Origin of the sequence: Prochlorococcus sp. MIT 1303, from assembly GCF_001631965.1 — a bacterium.
In the GTDB taxonomy this organism is placed as follows: Bacteria; Cyanobacteriota; Cyanobacteriia; order PCC-6307; family Cyanobiaceae; genus Prochlorococcus; species Prochlorococcus marinus_D.
Genome location: NZ_LVHK01000033.1, coordinates 38883 through 55980 on the forward strand (window position 1 = coordinate 38883; position 17098 = coordinate 55980).

Annotated in this window: 20 protein-coding genes; 12 read left to right on the forward strand and 8 right to left on the reverse strand. The window is 55.3% G+C overall.

Annotated elements, in window-relative coordinates; translation table 11 throughout:
* Nucleotides 1–14 precede the first annotated feature (14 nt).
* The 9 genes from PMIT1303_RS02865 (at nucleotide 15) to PMIT1303_RS02900 (ending at nucleotide 6369) form a co-directional block, all read left to right on the forward strand.
* Nucleotides 15–167: a high light inducible protein gene (locus PMIT1303_RS02865; protein WP_011130872.1), complete on the forward strand. Its 153-nt coding sequence runs from the start codon at nucleotides 15–17 to the stop codon at nucleotides 165–167.
* Nucleotides 164–1234: a 23S rRNA (adenine(2503)-C(2))-methyltransferase RlmN gene (rlmN, locus tag PMIT1303_RS02870; protein WP_063397428.1), complete on the forward strand. Its 1071-nt coding sequence runs from the start codon at nucleotides 164–166 to the stop codon at nucleotides 1232–1234. Before PMIT1303_RS02865 ends, rlmN begins: the two co-directional genes overlap by 4 nt.
* A 42-nt stretch (nucleotides 1235–1276) precedes the next feature.
* Complete coding sequence (locus PMIT1303_RS02875; protein ID WP_063397429.1) at nucleotides 1277–3046, forward strand: sodium:solute symporter family protein; 1770 nt, start codon at nucleotides 1277–1279, stop codon at nucleotides 3044–3046.
* A 51-nt stretch (nucleotides 3047–3097) separates the two neighbouring features.
* Nucleotides 3098–3223: a hypothetical protein gene (locus PMIT1303_RS14200; protein WP_011825119.1), complete on the forward strand. Its 126-nt coding sequence runs from the start codon at nucleotides 3098–3100 to the stop codon at nucleotides 3221–3223.
* A gap of 34 nt (nucleotides 3224–3257) precedes the next feature.
* The gene (locus PMIT1303_RS02880; RefSeq protein ID WP_063397430.1) at nucleotides 3258–4049 is read left to right on the forward strand and encodes a HEAT repeat domain-containing protein; all 792 of its coding nucleotides are present in this window, start codon (nucleotides 3258–3260) and stop codon (nucleotides 4047–4049) included.
* A gap of 100 nt (nucleotides 4050–4149) precedes the next feature.
* A complete protein-coding gene (locus PMIT1303_RS02885; RefSeq protein ID WP_041375041.1) occupies nucleotides 4150–4353 on the forward strand; it encodes a DUF2997 domain-containing protein in 204 nt (67 codons plus the stop codon).
* On the forward strand, nucleotides 4353–4745 hold the full coding sequence (locus tag PMIT1303_RS02890) for a DUF1257 domain-containing protein (RefSeq protein ID WP_063397431.1): 393 nt from the start codon (nucleotides 4353–4355) through the stop codon (nucleotides 4743–4745). Before PMIT1303_RS02885 ends, PMIT1303_RS02890 begins: the two co-directional genes overlap by 1 nt.
* A 16-nt stretch (nucleotides 4746–4761) precedes the next feature.
* Nucleotides 4762–5142 carry a ferredoxin gene (locus tag PMIT1303_RS02895; RefSeq protein ID WP_011825124.1) on the forward strand — a complete coding sequence of 127 codons (381 nt, stop codon included), beginning with the start codon at nucleotides 4762–4764 and terminating at the stop codon, nucleotides 5140–5142.
* Between the two features lie 6 nt (nucleotides 5143–5148).
* Entirely contained in the window at nucleotides 5149–6369 is a 1221-nt protein-coding gene (locus PMIT1303_RS02900) for an aldo/keto reductase (RefSeq protein WP_063397432.1), read from the forward strand.
* Here PMIT1303_RS02900 and rsmG read toward each other — a convergent pair.
* Nucleotides 6366–7109 (reverse strand): 16S rRNA (guanine(527)-N(7))-methyltransferase RsmG, encoded by a 744-nt coding sequence (gene rsmG, locus PMIT1303_RS02905; protein ID WP_063397433.1) that lies wholly within the window; start codon nucleotides 7107–7109, stop codon nucleotides 6366–6368. The genes PMIT1303_RS02900 and rsmG overlap by 4 nt on opposite strands.
* Here rsmG and PMIT1303_RS02910 point away from each other — a divergent pair.
* Together PMIT1303_RS02910 and PMIT1303_RS02915 are read left to right on the forward strand one after the other, a co-directional pair.
* Nucleotides 7108–7740, forward strand: coding sequence for a J domain-containing protein (locus PMIT1303_RS02910; RefSeq protein ID WP_063397434.1), 633 nt, complete (start codon nucleotides 7108–7110; stop codon nucleotides 7738–7740). The genes rsmG and PMIT1303_RS02910 overlap by 2 nt on opposite strands.
* Entirely contained in the window at nucleotides 7682–7948 is a 267-nt protein-coding gene (locus PMIT1303_RS02915) for a DUF3143 domain-containing protein (protein ID WP_063394933.1), read from the forward strand. The genes PMIT1303_RS02910 and PMIT1303_RS02915 overlap by 59 nt, the downstream gene beginning before the upstream one ends.
* A 41-nt stretch (nucleotides 7949–7989) precedes the next feature.
* On the opposite strand, the gene bioA is transcribed toward PMIT1303_RS02915, so the two are convergent.
* The 6 genes from bioA to PMIT1303_RS02940 form a co-directional block, all read right to left on the reverse strand.
* Nucleotides 7990–9318, reverse strand: coding sequence for an adenosylmethionine--8-amino-7-oxononanoate transaminase (gene bioA, locus PMIT1303_RS02920; RefSeq protein ID WP_063397435.1), 1329 nt, complete (start codon nucleotides 9316–9318; stop codon nucleotides 7990–7992).
* Between the two features lie 460 nt (nucleotides 9319–9778).
* Nucleotides 9779–9934, reverse strand: coding sequence for a hypothetical protein (locus tag PMIT1303_RS13730; RefSeq protein ID WP_011825131.1), 156 nt, complete (start codon nucleotides 9932–9934; stop codon nucleotides 9779–9781).
* Complete coding sequence (gene bioD, locus PMIT1303_RS02925; protein ID WP_231901266.1) at nucleotides 9931–10629, reverse strand: dethiobiotin synthase; 699 nt, start codon at nucleotides 10627–10629, stop codon at nucleotides 9931–9933. Before bioD ends, PMIT1303_RS13730 begins: the two co-directional genes overlap by 4 nt.
* A complete protein-coding gene (locus PMIT1303_RS02930; RefSeq protein WP_063397437.1) occupies nucleotides 10596–11351 on the reverse strand; it encodes a methyltransferase domain-containing protein in 756 nt (251 codons plus the stop codon). Before PMIT1303_RS02930 ends, bioD begins: the two co-directional genes overlap by 34 nt.
* Entirely contained in the window at nucleotides 11348–12064 is a 717-nt protein-coding gene (locus PMIT1303_RS02935; RefSeq protein ID WP_063397438.1) for an alpha/beta hydrolase, read from the reverse strand. The genes PMIT1303_RS02930 and PMIT1303_RS02935 overlap by 4 nt, the downstream gene beginning before the upstream one ends.
* Nucleotides 12061–13203, reverse strand: coding sequence for an 8-amino-7-oxononanoate synthase (locus tag PMIT1303_RS02940; protein WP_063397442.1), 1143 nt, complete (start codon nucleotides 13201–13203; stop codon nucleotides 12061–12063). The genes PMIT1303_RS02935 and PMIT1303_RS02940 overlap by 4 nt, the downstream gene beginning before the upstream one ends.
* Nucleotides 13204–13334: 131 nt before the next feature.
* Between PMIT1303_RS02940 and PMIT1303_RS02945 the strand changes: the two genes are divergently transcribed.
* Nucleotides 13335–16109 carry an RNA helicase gene (locus PMIT1303_RS02945; RefSeq protein ID WP_063397443.1) on the forward strand — a complete coding sequence of 925 codons (2775 nt, stop codon included), beginning with the start codon at nucleotides 13335–13337 and terminating at the stop codon, nucleotides 16107–16109.
* A 19-nt stretch (nucleotides 16110–16128) separates the two neighbouring features.
* On the opposite strand, the gene PMIT1303_RS02950 is transcribed toward PMIT1303_RS02945, so the two are convergent.
* Nucleotides 16129–17098 (reverse strand): nitrate/nitrite transporter (locus PMIT1303_RS02950; protein WP_231901268.1); only part of this gene is annotated, 970 nt, incomplete at its 5' end.

Genomic DNA, 17098 nt, shown 5'->3' on the forward strand with positions numbered 1-17098 from the left:
TGAGGCCTTCATCCATGCTTGAGCCCACCATCATTCCGCAACGGCGAAAGCCTCGTTATGGCTTTCACAGCCATAACGAGAAGCTCAATGGACGTATGGCGATGCTTGGCTTTATTGCCTTAATGGTGGTGGAGGCAACACTCGGGCATGGCTTGTTGATCTGGTGAGTTCTACCCATCTGCCTGGCGGCAATCAGGCGTTACTGGGTTGTAGTGCTACTGAACTAGAGAGCTGGGCTGTTGCAGAAGGCCAGCCAGCCTTCCGGGGCCGTCAGTTGCATGACTGGCTCTATGCCAAGGGGGCCAGAAGTTTTGATGCGATCACAGTGTTGCCAAAGTCATGGCGCATCTCTTTGCAACAGCGAGGCCTCACGATTGGGCGGTTGTTGGAGGTGAACCGGGCTGTTGCGGTGGATGACACGACCAAGTTGCTGCTGGCAACGGTTGATGGCGAAACCATTGAGAGTGTAGGCATCCCAACCCAGCAACGTCTCACAGTTTGCCTATCCAGTCAGGTGGGCTGTCCAATGGCTTGTCGCTTCTGCGCTAGCGGTAAGGGAGGGCTGCAACGATCGCTGGCCACACACGAGATTGTTGATCAGGTGTTGAGCTTGCGCGAGGCGATGGATCGCCGTCCTTCCCACGTTGTCTTCATGGGTATGGGTGAACCTTTGCTCAACATTGAAGCGGTCTTGGCGTCGATTCGTTGCCTGAATATTGATCTAGGCATTGCTCAGCGCCGTATCACTGTGAGCACCGTGGGTGTCCCCCATACGCTGCCTCAGCTGGCAGAACTTGCTATGCAACGTCTAGGTCGCGCCCAGTTCACCCTGGCTGTGAGTCTGCATGCTCCCAATCAAGAGTTGCGCGAACGTTTGATTCCTACCGCTTGCGCTTATCCCTTCGAGACTCTTCTTCAAGACTGTCGCCATTATTTGGCAGTGACTGGTCGAAGGGTGACTTTTGAGTACATCCTGCTTGGAGCACTTAATGATCAGCCTCAGCATGCAGAAGAACTAGCGGAACGGGTTAGGGGCTTCCAGAGTCATGTGAATCTGATTGCCTACAACCCCATCGACGATGAGGGTTTTCAACGTCCTAATCCAGAGACGATTGAGGCCTTTCGGCGTGTATTGGAGCAGCGTGGGGTGGCAGTGAGTTTGCGTGCAAGTCGAGGGCTGGATCAGAATGCCGCCTGTGGCCAGCTCCGCCGCCAGCACGCAGCCATCGGCTGAGATGGACTAGCTGAGCCACACTGAGATCAACCGCCTAGGGATATGGCTGCCATTGATTGGATGATCCTCGTTGGTTATCTCGCCATCACTCTCGTGATTGGGCTTTGGTTGTCTCGTCGCAATCGAAGTGAGGATGATTACTTTGTTGCGGGACGTCGACTCAGTGGTTGGTTGGCTGGGGCTTCGATGGCCGCAACGACATTTTCGATTGATACCCCTCTTTATGTAGCCGGTCTGGTTGGCACACGAGGATTGGCCGGCAATTGGGAATGGTGGAGCTTCGGCCTGGCGCATGTTGCCATGGCAGTTGTCTTTGCTCCGCTCTGGCGACGGAGTGGGGTGCTGACCGATGCTGCATTCACCGAGCTGCGTTATGGCGGAGCGCCTGCCGCCTGGCTGCGTGGGATTAAAGCATTTTTGCTCGCACTGCCGGTGAATTGCATCGGTATCGGCTATGCCTTCCTGGCCATGCGCAAGGTCGTAGAAGCCCTGGGCATAGTGTCTGGCAGCCCTGTGGCAGTGCTTGGCGGCACCCCTGACACTGTTGTGCTGTTGGCAGTCGTGGCTGTGATGGTGCTTGTCTACACAGTTGCTGGCGGCCTCTGGGCTGTCGTGATCACCGATTTCGTGCAGTTGCTGTTGGCTCTTTTGGGAGCGGTGGCGGTGGCGTGGGCCGCCGTTCATGCAGCCGGAGGGATGGACGCCATGCTCGATCAACTGAGGGGGTTAGAGCGACCTGAACTGCTGGCGATCGTGCCCTGGCAATGGAATGGTGATGGCTTTGATTGGATTGGTGGCGCCGAGATCAGTGTGGCCACATTCCTTTCTTATCTCACTGTCCAATGGTGGAGTTTCCGTCGCAGCGACGGTGGTGGTGAGTTCATTCAGAGAATGTTGGCCACGCGGGACGAACGTCAGGCTCAACTGGCTGGCTGGGTGTTTCTGGTGGTCAACTATCTGTTGCGCAGTTGGTTGTGGGTTTTGGTTGCTCTTGCCGCTTTAGTGCTGTTGCCAGCTCAGGCTGACTGGGAACTCAGTTACCCAACCTTGGCTGTGGCCTACCTGCCACCGGTGGTGCTTGGTCTTGTCGTGGTCTCTCTGGTGGCGGCTTTCATGAGTACGGTCAGTACCGCAGTGAACTGGGGTGCTAGCTATCTCACCCACGATCTTTACCAGCGTTTTATAAGGCCGGATGCTGATCAGAGAGAGCTGTTGCTGGTCGGTCAATTCACCAGTGTTTTGCTGCTAGTTCTCGGGGTGATCACCGCATTAATTAGCGACAGCATCGGCACAGTGTTTCGTCTGGTGATTGCTATTGGTACCGGGCCCGGAGTGGTGCTTGTGCTGCGTTGGTTCTGGTGGCGGATCAATGCTGCTGCCGAATTGGCGGCGATGGTTTGTGGTTTTGTGGTGGGCCTTTGTACATCCGTTGTGCCCTTGGTGACAATTCCTGATTACGGCACCAGGTTGATGATCACCACAGCGATTACTGCTGTGGTCTGGGTTGTAGTGATGCTGGTGACTCCGCCTGAATCGCCGCAAGTGCTCGAGCGCTTTGTGAATCAGGTGCAGCCACCAGGGCCAGGCTGGAGTCGCTTGCGTCAACGCTTGGAGATCACTCCGGTCGATTCCCTGGTGAGTTTGTGTTTGCGCTTCATTCTTAGTGTCGGTGTTCTGTTTGGCGGTCTGCTCGGCACTGGCGCGTTTCTGTTACATCAGCAGCTAGGCGGTTGGATCGGTTTGGTGGTCGCTGTGGGCTGTGTGCTGCCTTTAACCCGTGGTTGGCTGCGTAGTCGGATGGGCGTCGCATGATCTACAAGGTCTTGGCTTGGGCGGCAGAATGGGAGAAAGTGTTGATAAACCTTGGATTTCTTACGTTCCACCGTGTTGCCGGCCCTGATTGTGGCTTTGTTTGGGGTGGCTCTGGTGGCAGTGACTGCTCGTATCTGGTTGCCTGGGGACATGCTCGCGCCGGCTCCAATCGGGTGAGATCAGTCGGCCTAATGCCTCTACGATCAAGGTCATGAGTGAAGCTTCTAGACAGCTAGAGGAAGGTCTGGCCAACCTGGCCATTGATCCTGATGTCTTGGCCAAGGAGTTGGCGGCTGAACAGTTCGTTGATCCGCTTGACGAGATCAATCCTGATCATTCAGACGTGGCGCATGTGTGTGACGCAGGTCTTAACTGGCTGAAGCAGGGCCATGAGGAGCGTCTGCAGGGACTAAGGGTGTTTTGTGAACATAGGGATCCCAGGGCAGTGGCTTTGCTGTTGCCCTTGTTGAAGGAGCCTTGTCCAGTGGAACGGATGAGTGCTGTTTATGCGTTAGGTCGAAATCCTTCCCCGCCAGCGTTAGACCCCCTTTTGCAGTTGCTACAGGCTGATTGCAATGCCTATGTGCGTAAGGCAACCGCCTGGAGCCTGGGGAATTACGCCGATGCCCGCGTCCTCAACCCCCTCATTCATGTTCTTCAAAACGATGTTGCTGCGGTACGGCTATGGGCCACCGGCTCATTGGCGGAAGCCGGTGGCACCTCTCCTGCTAATGCTGATATCGCTGCAATTCAATTACTGATGAGTTTGCAGATCGATGGTGAGCCTGTTGTGCGAAGTAACTGCATCTGGGCCCTCGGACGTCTTTACAACACGTTGGCTGAACCTCGTCGCCAGGAGTTGGTGGAGGCTTTTGTTGATTCTCTGCTCAACGATGCAGAGCTCTCGGTACGTGATGAGGCTCGCATCGCTCTTGAGCAGTTGGAGAACTCTGAGGTGATTCAGCGGCTTCAAACTCTTGTAGATGAAGGACGCTTGACCTGAAGGCTCAGATGGGATCCTTGATTTACTTGGGTCTTGTGACAATCAACACGTCAGCTCTTGAAGATGGAGGATATTATTTGGAACCCTTCTGATGAAGTGGATGCCTCAACAGACTGTGCGATTCCGGATCCGTCAAGACGGACGTGTTGAAGAGAGTGTTGAGGGAGTGGTTGGTGAAGCCTGCCGTCTTCTCACCGAGCGGATTGAAGAATCCATCGGTGTCGTGGAACAAAGCACACCTACAGCCGAGGCGTTTCTCCGTCCACAGGATCAATCCCAGTCCATTCCAGCCGAGCTTCTTTGATGTCGCACTTCAGCACCGTTAAGACACACCTGCGCAAACGAGAGCCCCTGTTACAGGCGCTCAAGGATCTTGGTTATGTCCCCCAAGAAGGGGAGCGTTCTGTTCGCGGCTATCGCGGACAAACAGTCACAGCTGAATTGGCTGTGATCATGCCTGAAGGTGGTGATATTGGCTTCCGTTTGAATTCGACTACCGGGTCCTATGAATTGGTGACCGACCTCGACCTCTGGCGGCAATCTGTTCCTGTGGAACGTTTTCTTGCTCAGCTCACCCAGCGCTACGCCCTTAATACGGTGTTGGCATCAACAGCGCAGGAAGGCTTTGAGGTGGCAGAGCAGCGCAATACTGATGACGGCGCTATCGAACTGGTGGTAACTCGCTGGGATTCCTGATATCCAACCTTGACCATTGATTGATCCATCGGCAGCTTTTCAGGTTTCCGCCCAGCTTGATGAGCGGGCGAACGGATCTGAGCCGCTGCTTGGTGGCCAATTGCGTGAGAAGGCTGTCTGGGTTGATGAGGCTGTCTGCATTGGTTGTCGGTACTGCGCTCATGTGGCGACTAACACCTTTGTTATCGAGCCAACAATGGGTCGCTCGCGGGCCATCCGGCAGGACGGGGATAGTACGGAACGCATTCAGGAAGCCATTGCTACCTGCCCGGTGAACTGCATCAAATGGGTGCAGTTTGAGCAGCTAGATGAATTGAGAGCTCAATTAGAAGCTCTGGAATTGCTTCCTCTCGGCTTTCAAAGGACTTCTCGTAAGCGGCGTAATCATGGCTCCTAAGAGTTAATGAAGGCGTCTTTGGAGCAGAGCTCTCTGCCTTGCCGCCGCTTTGGCCGCACCGGTTTATCAATGCCTGTGTTGTCTTTAGGGGGGATGCGCTTTCAGCAGAGCTGGACAGATTTGGAGGCGGAGGTGATTACCTCTGAGTCGCAGCAACTGCTGCAGGACATTTTGGAGCGAGCGGTGGCCTGTGGCTTCCATCATGTGGAGACGGCACGCCATTACGGCAGCTCTGAGCGGCAGTTGGGATGGGCGCTACGTGATGTCTTGGATCCACAGCGGCTGTTGCAGAGCAAAGTTCCTCCTCGTGAGGATCCCAAAGTCTTTGAGGCTGAGTTGGCACTCAGCTTTGAACGATTGGGATGTGACCGATTGGATCTAGTTGCCATCCATGGCCTCAACCTTTCGGAGCATCTGGAGCAGACCTTGCGACCAGGAGGTTGCATGGATGTGTTGCGTCGTTGGCAGGGTGATGGACGCATTGGCCATGTGGGTTTTTCCACCCATGGCCCCACAGACCTAATCGTGCAGGCGATCGAGACGGATGCCTTTGATTATGTGAACCTGCACTGGTATTTCATTTATCAAGACAATGATCCTGCACTGGATGCAGCTGCTCGTCATGACCTAGGCGTTTTCATCATTAGCCCGACAGATAAGGGTGGCCATCTGCATAGTCCCTCGCCTCAACTTCTGGAACTCTGCGCTCCACTTCATCCAATTGTGTTCAACGATCTGTTTTGCTTGCAAGACCCAAGGGTTCATACGATCAGCGTTGGCGCAGCGCGACCCAGTGATCTCGATCGGCATCTCGAGGCGGTGGATTTCTTGCAGAGTGCCGCTGAGTTGCTGCCACCAGTTCAGCAGCGACTCGTTGATGCGGCACAGTTGGCTTTAGGTGAGGCTTGGTTGACCAGTTGGCAGAGGGGTTTGCCGCCCTGGCAGGACTCTCCAGGCGAGATCAATCTTCCGATCTTGCTTTGGCTTCATAATCTTGTAGAGGCTTGGGGAATGGAGGGTTATGCAAAAGCCCGCTACGGCTTACTTGGCAGTGGCAGCCACTGGTTCCCTGGAGAGAATGCCGAAGCACTTGATGCAGATGTGAGTGAGGCGGCCCTCAGGGAGGTGTTGGTGAACAGCCCCTGGTGTGATCAGATCCCAGGCTTGCTGCGTAGGTTGCGCAACCGTCTTGGTGGTCATCCTCAGCAACGACTGACCAGTGTTTAAGACCCGAGCGGGTTCTTGGCAGGTACACCGATTGGGCGTGGAAAGGTCGCTGGGCAGGGGAGCGTTGCGCGCAGGCGTAATTGGTGACGCACCCCGCGATTGTCAGGAAGTTCGCGACGTTCGATCTTGATTAGATCGGCTTGTAGCAATCTGAGAGCCTTGGCGAGATCCTTTGCATCGTTGGGGCTCCAATGGCCACGAAATAGCAGGGCTTCACCGCTTGGCTTGAGAAGGGGGACGAGGTATTCGGCCACAACCGGTGCTGTGCTCACTGCGCGAGCCATCGCGAGATCAAACAAGCCTCGGCAGCAGTGATCCTGCCCGGTGAGTTCTGCCCGTTCGCTACGTACCGTGACGCGGGATGTTAGCCCTAGCTTTGCCGCCATTGCCTTTAGGGCAGCTGTCTTGCGGCCTACCGAATCCACCAAGGTGATACTTGCGCCTGGTAGTGCGATGGCTAGCACCAGACCGGGAAAGCCACCGCCGCTGCCGATATCGATGCAACGAAGTGGTTGTTGGGCGTTCTGCAATTCGCTCTGCAGAGGCCAGAGGCTGTCGAACACCTGCAAAATCCAGTAGTCACCACCTTCGACCAGGCGGGTGAGGTTGACCCGGGCATTCCATTGGCGAAGGAGGGCTTGTAGGGTGATCATTTGCTCCAGTTGTTCACTGGAGGGATGCCATCCAAGGGCATTCCAGAGCTCCGGGCCTGGGTTGCTAAAGCAGGCCTGATTTGACATGGGCAATCAGAACATAGTTCTCTCTAGGATGGAATTGTTCAAGGGGAAAGGAGATGATTTTCTGCGAGTTGCCGATCAACTTCTGGTTTTGACTCTTGCGAAGAGCCATTACGAGCGTCTGGGAGTTGCGCGCTCTGCAGATGTTGAAACCATTCATCTAGCCTTCCGCCGTCGCAGTAAGGTTCTGCATCCGGATACGGCTCAGCTTCCTGTTGAACAGGCTGCCAAGCAGTTTCAGTTGTTGTGTGAGGCCTATGAGCTTCTCACCGACCCGGTGCGACGTCAGGCGTATGACGCCAGCCTGATGGCAGAAGGGTTGTTGGCTGCGAGCTCCAGTGTTGGCACTGATGCGCTGCCTTCAATGTCTTCTAGTGCTACGAAGGGGGTTGGCGTGCGCCGTCCTCTTTCCGGGGGGGAGTGGTTTTCTCTGCTTCTTCTGGGGCTGACTTTAATGTTCAGCCTGCTGATTGGATTTGGAGTGGCTTGGGCTCATGGACGTGAGCTGCAAGTTTGGCCTAGTTGGCTCAATAATGAACAGACTGCTGGCAGGATTTCAATAACAGGTGTCATCAATGTCGTCGTTGCCTCCCGAACAGACGCCTTTGGATCGCCATTCCCTCGTTTCTCTTGAGAGTTGGCTGCAGCGGCTAGGTGCTGAGCGCAGTTGTGAGGATCCCTGTCGATGGATTTGGCTCATGCCTGAATGGTCAGCTGAAATCGTTCTGGAGCAGGAAGAATTGAGGGTTGCATGGGAGCAAGGTGGTCAGCGCAGTCAGTGCTGTTTCCCTTATGGTCTGCCCCGCTCCGATGTGGAGGCTGCTCTTTCAGAAGGCCCTTAAGAACGCCGGTGTTGCTTCTGTTGTCTGTTGAGCGCTTGAACTCAGAGGGCTTCCAAGCCTAAATGGATGGCTGCATAGCATTGCTCAAGCTGAGCGTCATTGAGGCAGAGCGGAGGCAGCAGATAAACGACCTGACCTAGAGGCCGCAGGAAGACACCATTGTTGATGGCTTGTTGTTTGACGATTCGTCCTGCTGGATTGAGGTAGCCATGGGTTCCGTCTATCGCGAGGTCGAAGGCGGCGATGGTGCCGGTCAGTCTTGGTTGCTGCACCTTTGGATGTTCAGCTAGGGCTTCGAGATGAGGTTGATGCCTAGCCTCAAAGTTTTCGTAGCTTTCTGGGTTGGCCTCCAGTAGATCGAGGCTTGCGTTTGCGGCTGCGCAACCTAGGGGATTAGCAGTGAAGCTATGACCGTGCCAGAGGGTGAGAGATGGATCATCTCCTAAGAAGGCCTCAAAAACCTCTTCGCGGGCCATGGTGACGCCCATGGGCAAAAATCCCCCGGTGAGTCCTTTCGATAAAGCGATCAAATCGGGAGCAAGCCCTGCACGCTTGAAGGCGAATAGGGCTCCACAGCGTCCGAAACCAGTCAGAACCTCATCAGCAATCAGCAAGGCTCCCGCAGCATGTACGCGTTGCTCGACTCCTTGTAGGAATTCCGCTCGCACCATGGCCATGCCGCCTGCTCCTTGGACTAATGGCTCCAAGATGACTGCTGCTGTTGGGGTTTGAAGGCAGCGTTCCAGTTCAGTTAGAGCAATCCGTTCACGTGTTTCAACCTCTTCATCGCCCCACCAAGTAGCGGGCCAGGGCACCCGTGCTACTGGAAACAACATCTCCTCAAAGGGGGCACTGAATAGGTTGCGCTCCCCCACTGCCATCGCCCCGAACGTGTCGCCGTGGTAGGCCCCGTTGAAAGCGATGAGTTGTTGCCTAGGCTCGCCGCGGTTGTGCCAGCACTGACAAGCGATCTTGAGCGCAACCTCCACGGCGGTAGAGCCGTTGTCGGAGAAAAACAGGCGTTGAAGGCCTGTTACGGCACTGAGGCGCGCTGCCAGTTGTTCTGCTTGGGGATGAATGAAGTCAGCAAAGATCACCTGCTCCAGTTGCTGTGCCTGGGTTGCGATGGCGGCGGCGATGCTGGGATTGGCATGGCCATGAAGGGTGACCCACCAGCTGCTGATTGCATCAATCAGGGGAGGTGCACCATCCAGCATCAACAGCGCTCCATCCGCCGCGATCACACGTTGCGGTGGTGATGCCGATGCGATCTGAGTGAAGGGAGGCCAGAGATGGGGATGCCAGTTGTTGGCGTTTGGGGCGGCGAGTGGATCGAAGCAATCCATGATCCGATGGGATTGTGTTGCCATCTTGGATTGTGATGTTGCGGCCTGAACCGATCACGATGGCTCTTTGCAATCCTTTGGCTAGAACCATTGCTTGGCGATTGCACCACCATTTGCACTTTGAGGATTTTGATATGGCTTGCTAGTGCTTTTAATTAAGTGATGAAATCCTTGTTATCAAAGTGGTGCTTTGATTTGTCTTAAGCTATTGCAAGGCTTTTCTCAAGCTTCTTTTTGATGATGTCTTGAAAGGTGTTTGAGTAGTTCTGCTGTAGATAATTATGATTTACTTTGTTGTTGATCTATTCTGCTGATTTGGTTTTATTACTTTTAGGACACGTTTGGAGATGTGCTGACTCATCAAGAAGGAATGCTGAATTCGCTAAGGCTTGTCGTTGTCGTTGCAGAGAGTTTTGCGTTTGAATTCAATTCATCCATCCTTTTGGCTTGCTTCAGGTTGTTGCATTGATGAGATGGGACTGATTCAGCGGCAGACCTCGCTTTGTTGTTCCCCTTCTGTAGCGAGGGGGCCGCAGTTGACCCAGCGCACCATGCCGACTTCAATGTCGGTGAATAGCACAAGGATTCCTCCACAGAGAAGAACAACTCCAACGGTGGCCCATGACTGACGCTTGTTCATTGAACTTGACTCCAGGATTTCAGTAGCCGTTTGAAGGTAAGGCTCAGGTCTTGCAGATGCCACTGCTCTGCGAGTGTTGCTGCCGTGAGATTGGGTAAGTGAGGCAACTGAGCGATGACTGGAACACCACCAAATTGTTCCAGGGTTTTTGGATTGTCGGGGTGGGGTGGACCATTGAGCACCAAGCCTAAGACCTTCAGATTGCGCAAGCGCAGTGCTTCAAGGCTGAGCAGGGTGTGGTTGAGGGTACCCAGGCCACTGCGTGCAACGAGGATGAGCGGTAGTTGCCAACGCACGAGTTGATCGAGTTGTAGCCATTGACGGTTGAGTGGCACCATTAGGCCGCCAGCAGTTTCGATTACCACAGGACCAGATAGATCAGGCAATACAAGTTGATCGGGGTTGATGCAGCAGTTCTCTTGTTCTGCGGCCCAGTGGGGAGATACTGCGGCCTGGAGGTTATAGACCTCTGGGTGCCAACGTTCGGCGGGAAGATTAAGGAGCTGACAAACCCTATTGCGGTCTCCACCGTCTTCCTCTAGGCCGCTCTGTATTGGCTTCCAGTAGGTGGCAACTAATCCTTGCACTAGCAATGCACTCACCACAGTCTTGCCGACGTTGGTGTCTGTGCCGCAGACGATTAGAGGAGTCGTTGCCTCAGTCATCGCTGGATTAAAAGCAGTTGGATCAGCCATGTGAGTTGTGCCTCTCCACTGTTCTTACAACGTGGCCAGGCTTGTTTGAGATGGCGCCAGTTGCCAACCCCCATGCTTGGGCAAGGGCTGGCCTGGGCACCAATTTGGCGCATTGGTTTCAAGAGCTGAAAGACTTCAGGACTCTGTTGAGTGAACTGGTGTAGCTGTTGATGGCGGATGTTATTGCTGGACAGCACATCAAGCAATGACGCTTGGGAGGGGAATGGCAGAGCTGTGCAGCTCACGCCTGCCGTTGCTGCTGCTTGGTGCCACTGGGGGAAACTTCCTTGTACCGGTAAGGCCAACGCCAGCCAGCCTTCAGGAGTGAGAGCGGCCATCCATTCATGTAGTCGTTCTAAAGGATTAATCAGCCAGTGAAGGGCAAAACTCGAGGCCAGCAAGCTGGGTGATGTGGGCCAAGACGGCAGGCCTACATTGAGATCCCACAACTGTGAGGCGCTGGTGATGTGCTGATGTTTCAGCATCTCGGGACAGCCATCCACGCGGAGGACGGCTTGGTCGGGATTGCAGGCCTCCAGAGCATCTGCCATTAGGCCTGTACCTGAACCGAGGTCTACCCAGAACCCTGCTGGAATCGGCTGCCGAGCACACTGTCTGGCGAGCCTCCAGGCAACAGCACGCTGTAATTGCGCCTGGCTGTTGTAAGTGGTTGCAGCTTGCTCAAAGTTGCTCAACACTTGTTTTGACCAGCGAGTGCTCAAGGGGCTGACTCCAGCCACTTGTGCACTCGTTCAATGAGTTCGGGTATCAGCAAGGCATGCCCCGCTTCAGGCAAGATCCAATGGCAAGGGGGGCTTTGTAAATGATTAAGCAGGGCTTCTACCAAGGCGATTCGTGCAGCAGGGGCCACGATTGCGTCTTGCGCCGCTTCGACCACCAGCACCCTGGTCTTGGCAGGAAGTCCTGCTGGTAAACCATCAGTTTTGATGAGTAATTCGAGATCAGCCTGCAGTTGCTTGCGGCCGTTTGCTGAGAGGCCTTGTTGGATGGGTCCCGCTGGCAAGGCGCTAGCGGGCATTGGATAGGCGGCCCGAGCGAGGAAAGTGTGGAGCATGGCGCTTTCAGCTGCTGTGCCGAGGCGTTCTTGCATGCCGTTTAGGCCAGTGCGTAGGGCACGGTTTGCTGGTCCTTTGGGCAAGAAACCCCCGAAGCTTGCCAGCAGCACCAGATCGGTGGCCTGCGCAAGCACTTCGCTGGCGAGCAGGTGTGGGCCTAAAGAATGGCCAACCACCACCCGCCTTTGCTCTGCTTGTGGTTCAGGGGCGTTATGCCATTGGGGTTGAAGCGGTGGCAGTGTTGCGTAGCCCTGTTCTTGGCTTTGCCACAACCAGCCATGGGCTTGAAAATGGCGGGCCCAGAGCTGCCAGGTGTTGCTATCGCCACACCATCCGTGCATGGCGATTACCTCTTTCATCCAGTTTCAAGGGCGCTCATCAGCCGTTCCAATGTCTCATCGGGTAGCCCCCTGCGCAGCACAAGCCGAAGGCGCGCCGTGCCTTCTGGAACAGTGGGAGGACGGATGGCCACGCTAAGAAGGCCAGCTTCCTCGAGTTGACTTTGGCGATTCAGAGCTTGTTGGTCGGAACCGATCAGCAGAGAGAGGATGGGTCCATATCCAGGTGGGCGAGCCCATCCGCTAGCGGCCAATTGACCACGCCATTGTTCGGCACGCTCTTGCAGTTGCTTGCCCCATTGAGGGTGAGATTGGATCAGGTTTAGGGCAGTGAGAGCTGCCGCTGCTAAAGGCGGTGCCAGTGCTGTGGTGTAACGAAAGGCGCCACTGGTTTGCAGAAGGTGATCGCCCATGGCGGAATCACCTGCCAGGAAGGCACCACCGCTACCGAATGCTTTTCCGAAGGTGCCGCTGATGATTGACACTGGTGCAGAGAGCCCATGGCAAAGACCTCGCCCTTGAGGACCGATGACACCCAGGGCATGGGCTTCATCCACGAGCAGCTTGGCACCATGCACTTCGCAGAGCTCGGCCATTGTTGAGAGCGGTGGACTGGTGCCCTCCATGCTGAATAGGCTTTCGGTGAGTACAAGCGGCGGTTGATGCGGTTGATGATGCCGGCAGAGCTTGAGCCGCCGCTCAAGGTCTGCCAGGTCATTGTGGGCATAACGCTGCAGCCTGGCGCCACTTGCTTTGACACCCATCAATAGAGAATGGTGAGCTAGGCGATCAGCCAGTACTGGGGTATTGCGGTTGGCCAGTGCGATCACTGCTGCCAGGTTTGCTTGGAACCCGCTTGGGAAAAGTAAGACCCGCTCGCGACCTAGCCAGTCGGCGAGTGCTTCTTCCAGTGCAACATGCACTGGCCGGCTGCCAGTTACTAGCCTGGATCCACCTGCTCCAACACCTTCTGAATGCAAGGCCGCTCCGGCGGCTTCGATCAGATCAGGATGCCGACATAGGCCTAGGTAATCGTTGCTGGCCAGATCTAGTAGAGGTTTTGATTTCCCCTGAGCTGACACTGGTTTGAACTCAGCTGGCCCTGGCCCTGGCCGCCAGGTGCGCAGCTGGCGGCGACGTGCTGTGGGCTGGCTTTGCATGGGTCCAGTCTGCAAGCCCTGCGCAGTTCAGGATGGCTTCTTTGGCTTGATTTTGCCTTGTTGGCATGTTGGCTGGTGCCAATGCCAACGATTGCCAGAAGTGGATTGCAGGGCTCTTTAGGATTGAAACCATGAGTTCAGTGGCGCACGTCACGACTGCTTCCGACGTCGCCAAGCTTGAACTGGATCCATTCGCGATCTTTTCTTTTCCGCTGGATGAATTCCAGCTTGAGGCCATTGCCGCACTTAACCATGGACATTCTGTGGTTGTTAGTGCTCCTACGGGATCCGGTAAGACATTGGTGGGCGAATATGCCATCCATAGGGCGATTGCCCATGGACAGAAGGTTTTTTACACCACGCCCCTGAAGGCTCTTTCAAATCAGAAGTTGCGCGATTTCCGTGAACAGTTTGGTTCGCAGAACGTGGGGCTGATGACCGGTGATCTGAGCGTCAATCGTGAGGCTTCGATTGTGGTGATGACCACCGAGATCTTCCGCAACATGCTTTATGCGGAAGCAGACCAGGCTGACGATCCGTTGGCTGACGTGGAAGCGGTGGTGCTCGATGAGTGCCATTACATGAATGACTCTCAACGGGGCACGGTGTGGGAAGAGTCGATCATTCATTGTCCAGCGTCTGTGCAATTGGTGGCGCTTTCTGCAACGGTGGCCAATGCTGGACAGCTCACCGACTGGATCGAGCGGGTGCATGGCCCTACACAGTTGGTGTTCAGCGATTATCGGCCGGTACCACTGCAGTTCAGCTTCTGCAGTGCTAAGGGATTGCATCCTTTGCTCAACGATGCGGGCACAGGACTTCATCCCAACAGCAAGGTGTGGCGTGCTCCTAAGGGACACAAGCGCAAGGGGCGTTCCCCTAAGCCCCCTCAGCCAGAACCACCGCCCATCAGATTTGTGATTGCGCAGATGGCGGAGCGCGAAATGTTGCCGGCGATTTATTTCATCTTCAGCCGTCGTGGCTGTGATAAATCCGTTAAGGATCTTGGCTCTCAGTGTCTGGTCTCACCGACCCAGCAAGAGCAGATTCGCCAGCGTCTTCGAACCTATAGCGAGACCAATCCAGAGGCTGTTCGTGATGGCATCCATGCTGATGCCCTACTGCGGGGCATTGCTGCTCATCATGCTGGTGTGCTGCCTGCGTGGAAGGAACTGATCGAGGAGTTGTTTCAGCAGGGGCTTGTGAAGGTGGTGTTTGCCACTGAAACGCTTGCGGCAGGGATCAACATGCCGGCACGTAGCACTGTGATTTCAGCGTTGTCGAAGCGCACTGAGCGTGGCCACCGACCACTGATGGGCAGTGAATTTTTACAGATGGCGGGCCGTGCCGGGCGGCGCGGGTTGGATTCTCAGGGTTATGTGGTCACAGTGCAAAGTCGTTTCGAGGGCGTGCGTGAGGCAGGCCAGCTGGCCACCAGCCCAGCAGATCCTCTTGTGAGTCAGTTCACCCCTAGCTACGGCATGGTGCTGAACTTGTTGCAGCGCCATGACCTCAAGAAGGCAAGGGAACTTGTAGAACGCAGTTTTGGTCGCTATTTAGCCAGCCTGGATTTGGTGTACGAGGAGGAATCGCTGGAACAACTGCGGCTACAGCTGGGGCAACTGCAGGGAGTTGCTGGTGATGTTCCCTGGCAAGACTTTGAGGATTATGAAAAGCGACGCAGTCGATTGCGTGAGGAGCGGCGTTTGTTGCGGATTTTGCAGCAACAGGCTGAGGAGACCTTGGCCAATGAGCTCACCCTGGCTTTGCAGTTTGCCAGTGTTGGCACGTTGGTGAGCCTGAAGGCCCCCCAGTTGCGGGGACGTGTCACTCCAGCTGTGATCGTCGACAAGCTTGAGGGCCCAGGTCAGTTTCCGCTTCTGCTTTGCCTAACCGATGAGAACGTTTGGCTACTGCTGCCCTGTCCGGCGGTTGTCAGTCTGCATGCGGAATTGAGCTGCTTGCAAGTGACTGAAATGATTGAGCCGGATCTGCAGCGCTCTGGCGAACTTCGTCATGGGGATCAGCACAGTGGAAGCCTTGCTCTTGCTGTCGCCCATATGGCCAAGCGTCACGACATGACGACTCCCCAGTACGACCTGGCCGGTGAGGTGTTGGCCCAGGCGCAGCGGGTTCGTGGTCTTGAGGAAGAGTTAGAGCAGCAACCGGCTCATCGTTGGGGGGATCGCAAACAGCTCAAGAAACATCGCCGTCGTATGGAGGAGCTTGAGCTTGAGATCTGCGAACGTCAACAGTTGCTGCACCAGAGGGCCAACCGTCATTGGGAGACCTTTTTGAGTTTGATCGAGATCTTGCAGCACTTTGGTTGTCTTGATGATTTGGATCCCACGGAGATTGGACGCACTGTGGCGGCGATGCGGGGCGACAACGAACTTTGGCTGGGTCTTGCATTGATGAGTGGCCATTTGGATGACTTGCACCCTGCCAATCTGGCGGCGGTGTTCGAGGCGATCAGCACGGAGGTCAATCGTCCTGATCTTTGGAGTGGCTACCCACCACCGGCGAGTGCGGAGGAGGCCCTCCATGATCTAGCAGGTATTCGCCGAGAGCTCTTGCGGGCACAGGAGCGCTGCCAAGTGGTTGTCCCCGCTTGGTGGGAGCCTGAGCTGATGGGTTTGGTCGATGCCTGGGCCCGTGGTACTGCCTGGAGTGATCTGATTGCCAATACGTCACTGGATGAGGGCGATGTCGTGCGGATCCTCCGCCGCACGGTGGACCTGCTCGCACAGGTTCCTTACTGCGAGGCGATCAGTGAGCAGTTGCGTCGTAATGCACGTTTGGCACTGAAAGCGATCAATCGCTTCCCTGTGTGTGAGGCAGAGGATCTGTTAGATGCGGCTGCAGTTGACGAAGAACTCAATCCTGCTACAGAGCGGGTGGCTTGATCAGGCGAGTTCTGGTTGGTTAGTGGGCGATGACAAATTTCTCCTTGCGCGGTTTCGTATCTTTCACGCAGAGGGAGAGCCCTGTTGATATGAACATCAGGACGACAACGAGACCATAGCCTTGGAGTTCCTGGCCCGGAGATGGGACCAAGCCCTTAGCAACCCCTATTTGAGCAAGGAAGCCAACAGCGGGCTGAATGAATACTGGCAGCACCATGACAACGAAGTTCACGAAAGCTAGTTTGACTGCGCGGTTATGACGTTTTGCCACGTCGGCCGTCATCACGAAAGCCAGCAGCTGGGAACCTGTTGTCAATCCGAGCGCGATCATCAACATCGCGTTCCACCAAAGCGGGGCTGAGTTCGTCAAGGCAATCGCAACGGCGATCACGGACGACAAGATTGCTCCAGTGACAAAAAGAATCTTGCGGCGCTTCAAGCGATCGGATAAGTGCCCAGTTGCAATTCCTCCGGCGGCGAAACCAATGAAGATGAGAGTGGTGAGCAAACTCGACAGCCCTGTCGACAAACCTGAGTGGATGTGCAGGAAGGTCACTCCCCAAAGATCGCCAATCACTGAGATCGGGAGATATAAACCTGCTGCGGCGAGAGAAAAACACCAGATATTCCGGTCGCGCATGATTTCCTTGATCAGACTCGCGAGTGGTTGGGGACTCTTTGGATCAAACCCGTCTTCTCGCATCAACTCCACGAACCAATTGGGGCGTTTGGGTAGGAGTTTCCACAGCATGAAAGCGATGACCAGACCCGCCCCTGTACAAACCAGCAAAGGGACGCGCCAACCCCATGACTTCGTCAGAATGAGAAGTGGGTATTGAGCGAAAGATGCGCCCAGAGTGCCCATCGCTACTGTTAAACCCGGGACCATCCAATGCGTTTTGGCGGCAACCAGATCATGGCGAGATAGATGACGCCGAGATAAGCAACTGAACTGCCCAATCCCTGCATCAAGCGCCCTAGTCCCAGCA

Bases quoted from the DNA above. Each gene is read 5' to 3' on its own strand.
- PMIT1303_RS02865 (WP_011130872.1), top strand. From the start codon at position 15: ATGCTTGAGCCCACCATCATTCCGCAACGGCGAAAGCCTCGTTATGGC.
- PMIT1303_RS02875 (WP_063397429.1), top strand. From the start codon at position 1,277: ATGGCTGCCATTGATTGGATGATCCTCGTTGGTTATCTCGCCATCACT.
- PMIT1303_RS02880 (WP_063397430.1), top strand. From the start codon at position 3,258: ATGAGTGAAGCTTCTAGACAGCTAGAGGAAGGTCTGGCCAACCTGGCC.
- PMIT1303_RS02885 (WP_041375041.1), top strand. From the start codon at position 4,150: ATGCCTCAACAGACTGTGCGATTCCGGATCCGTCAAGACGGACGTGTT.
- PMIT1303_RS02890 (WP_063397431.1), top strand. From the start codon at position 4,353: ATGTCGCACTTCAGCACCGTTAAGACACACCTGCGCAAACGAGAGCCC.
- PMIT1303_RS02900 (WP_063397432.1), top strand. From the start codon at position 5,149: ATGAAGGCGTCTTTGGAGCAGAGCTCTCTGCCTTGCCGCCGCTTTGGC.
- PMIT1303_RS02910 (WP_063397434.1), top strand. From the start codon at position 7,108: ATGGGCAATCAGAACATAGTTCTCTCTAGGATGGAATTGTTCAAGGGG.
- rsmG (WP_063397433.1), bottom strand. From the start codon at position 7,109: ATGTCAAATCAGGCCTGCTTTAGCAACCCAGGCCCGGAGCTCTGGAAT.
- PMIT1303_RS02915 (WP_063394933.1), top strand. From the start codon at position 7,682: ATGTCGTCGTTGCCTCCCGAACAGACGCCTTTGGATCGCCATTCCCTC.
- bioA (WP_063397435.1), bottom strand. From the start codon at position 9,318: ATGGCAACACAATCCCATCGGATCATGGATTGCTTCGATCCACTCGCC.
- PMIT1303_RS13730 (WP_011825131.1), bottom strand. From the start codon at position 9,934: ATGAACAAGCGTCAGTCATGGGCCACCGTTGGAGTTGTTCTTCTCTGT.
- bioD (WP_231901266.1), bottom strand. From the start codon at position 10,629: ATGGCTGATCCAACTGCTTTTAATCCAGCGATGACTGAGGCAACGACT.
- PMIT1303_RS02935 (WP_063397438.1), bottom strand. From the start codon at position 12,064: ATGAAAGAGGTAATCGCCATGCACGGATGGTGTGGCGATAGCAACACC.
- PMIT1303_RS02940 (WP_063397442.1), bottom strand. From the start codon at position 13,203: ATGCAAAGCCAGCCCACAGCACGTCGCCGCCAGCTGCGCACCTGGCGG.
- PMIT1303_RS02945 (WP_063397443.1), top strand. From the start codon at position 13,335: ATGAGTTCAGTGGCGCACGTCACGACTGCTTCCGACGTCGCCAAGCTT.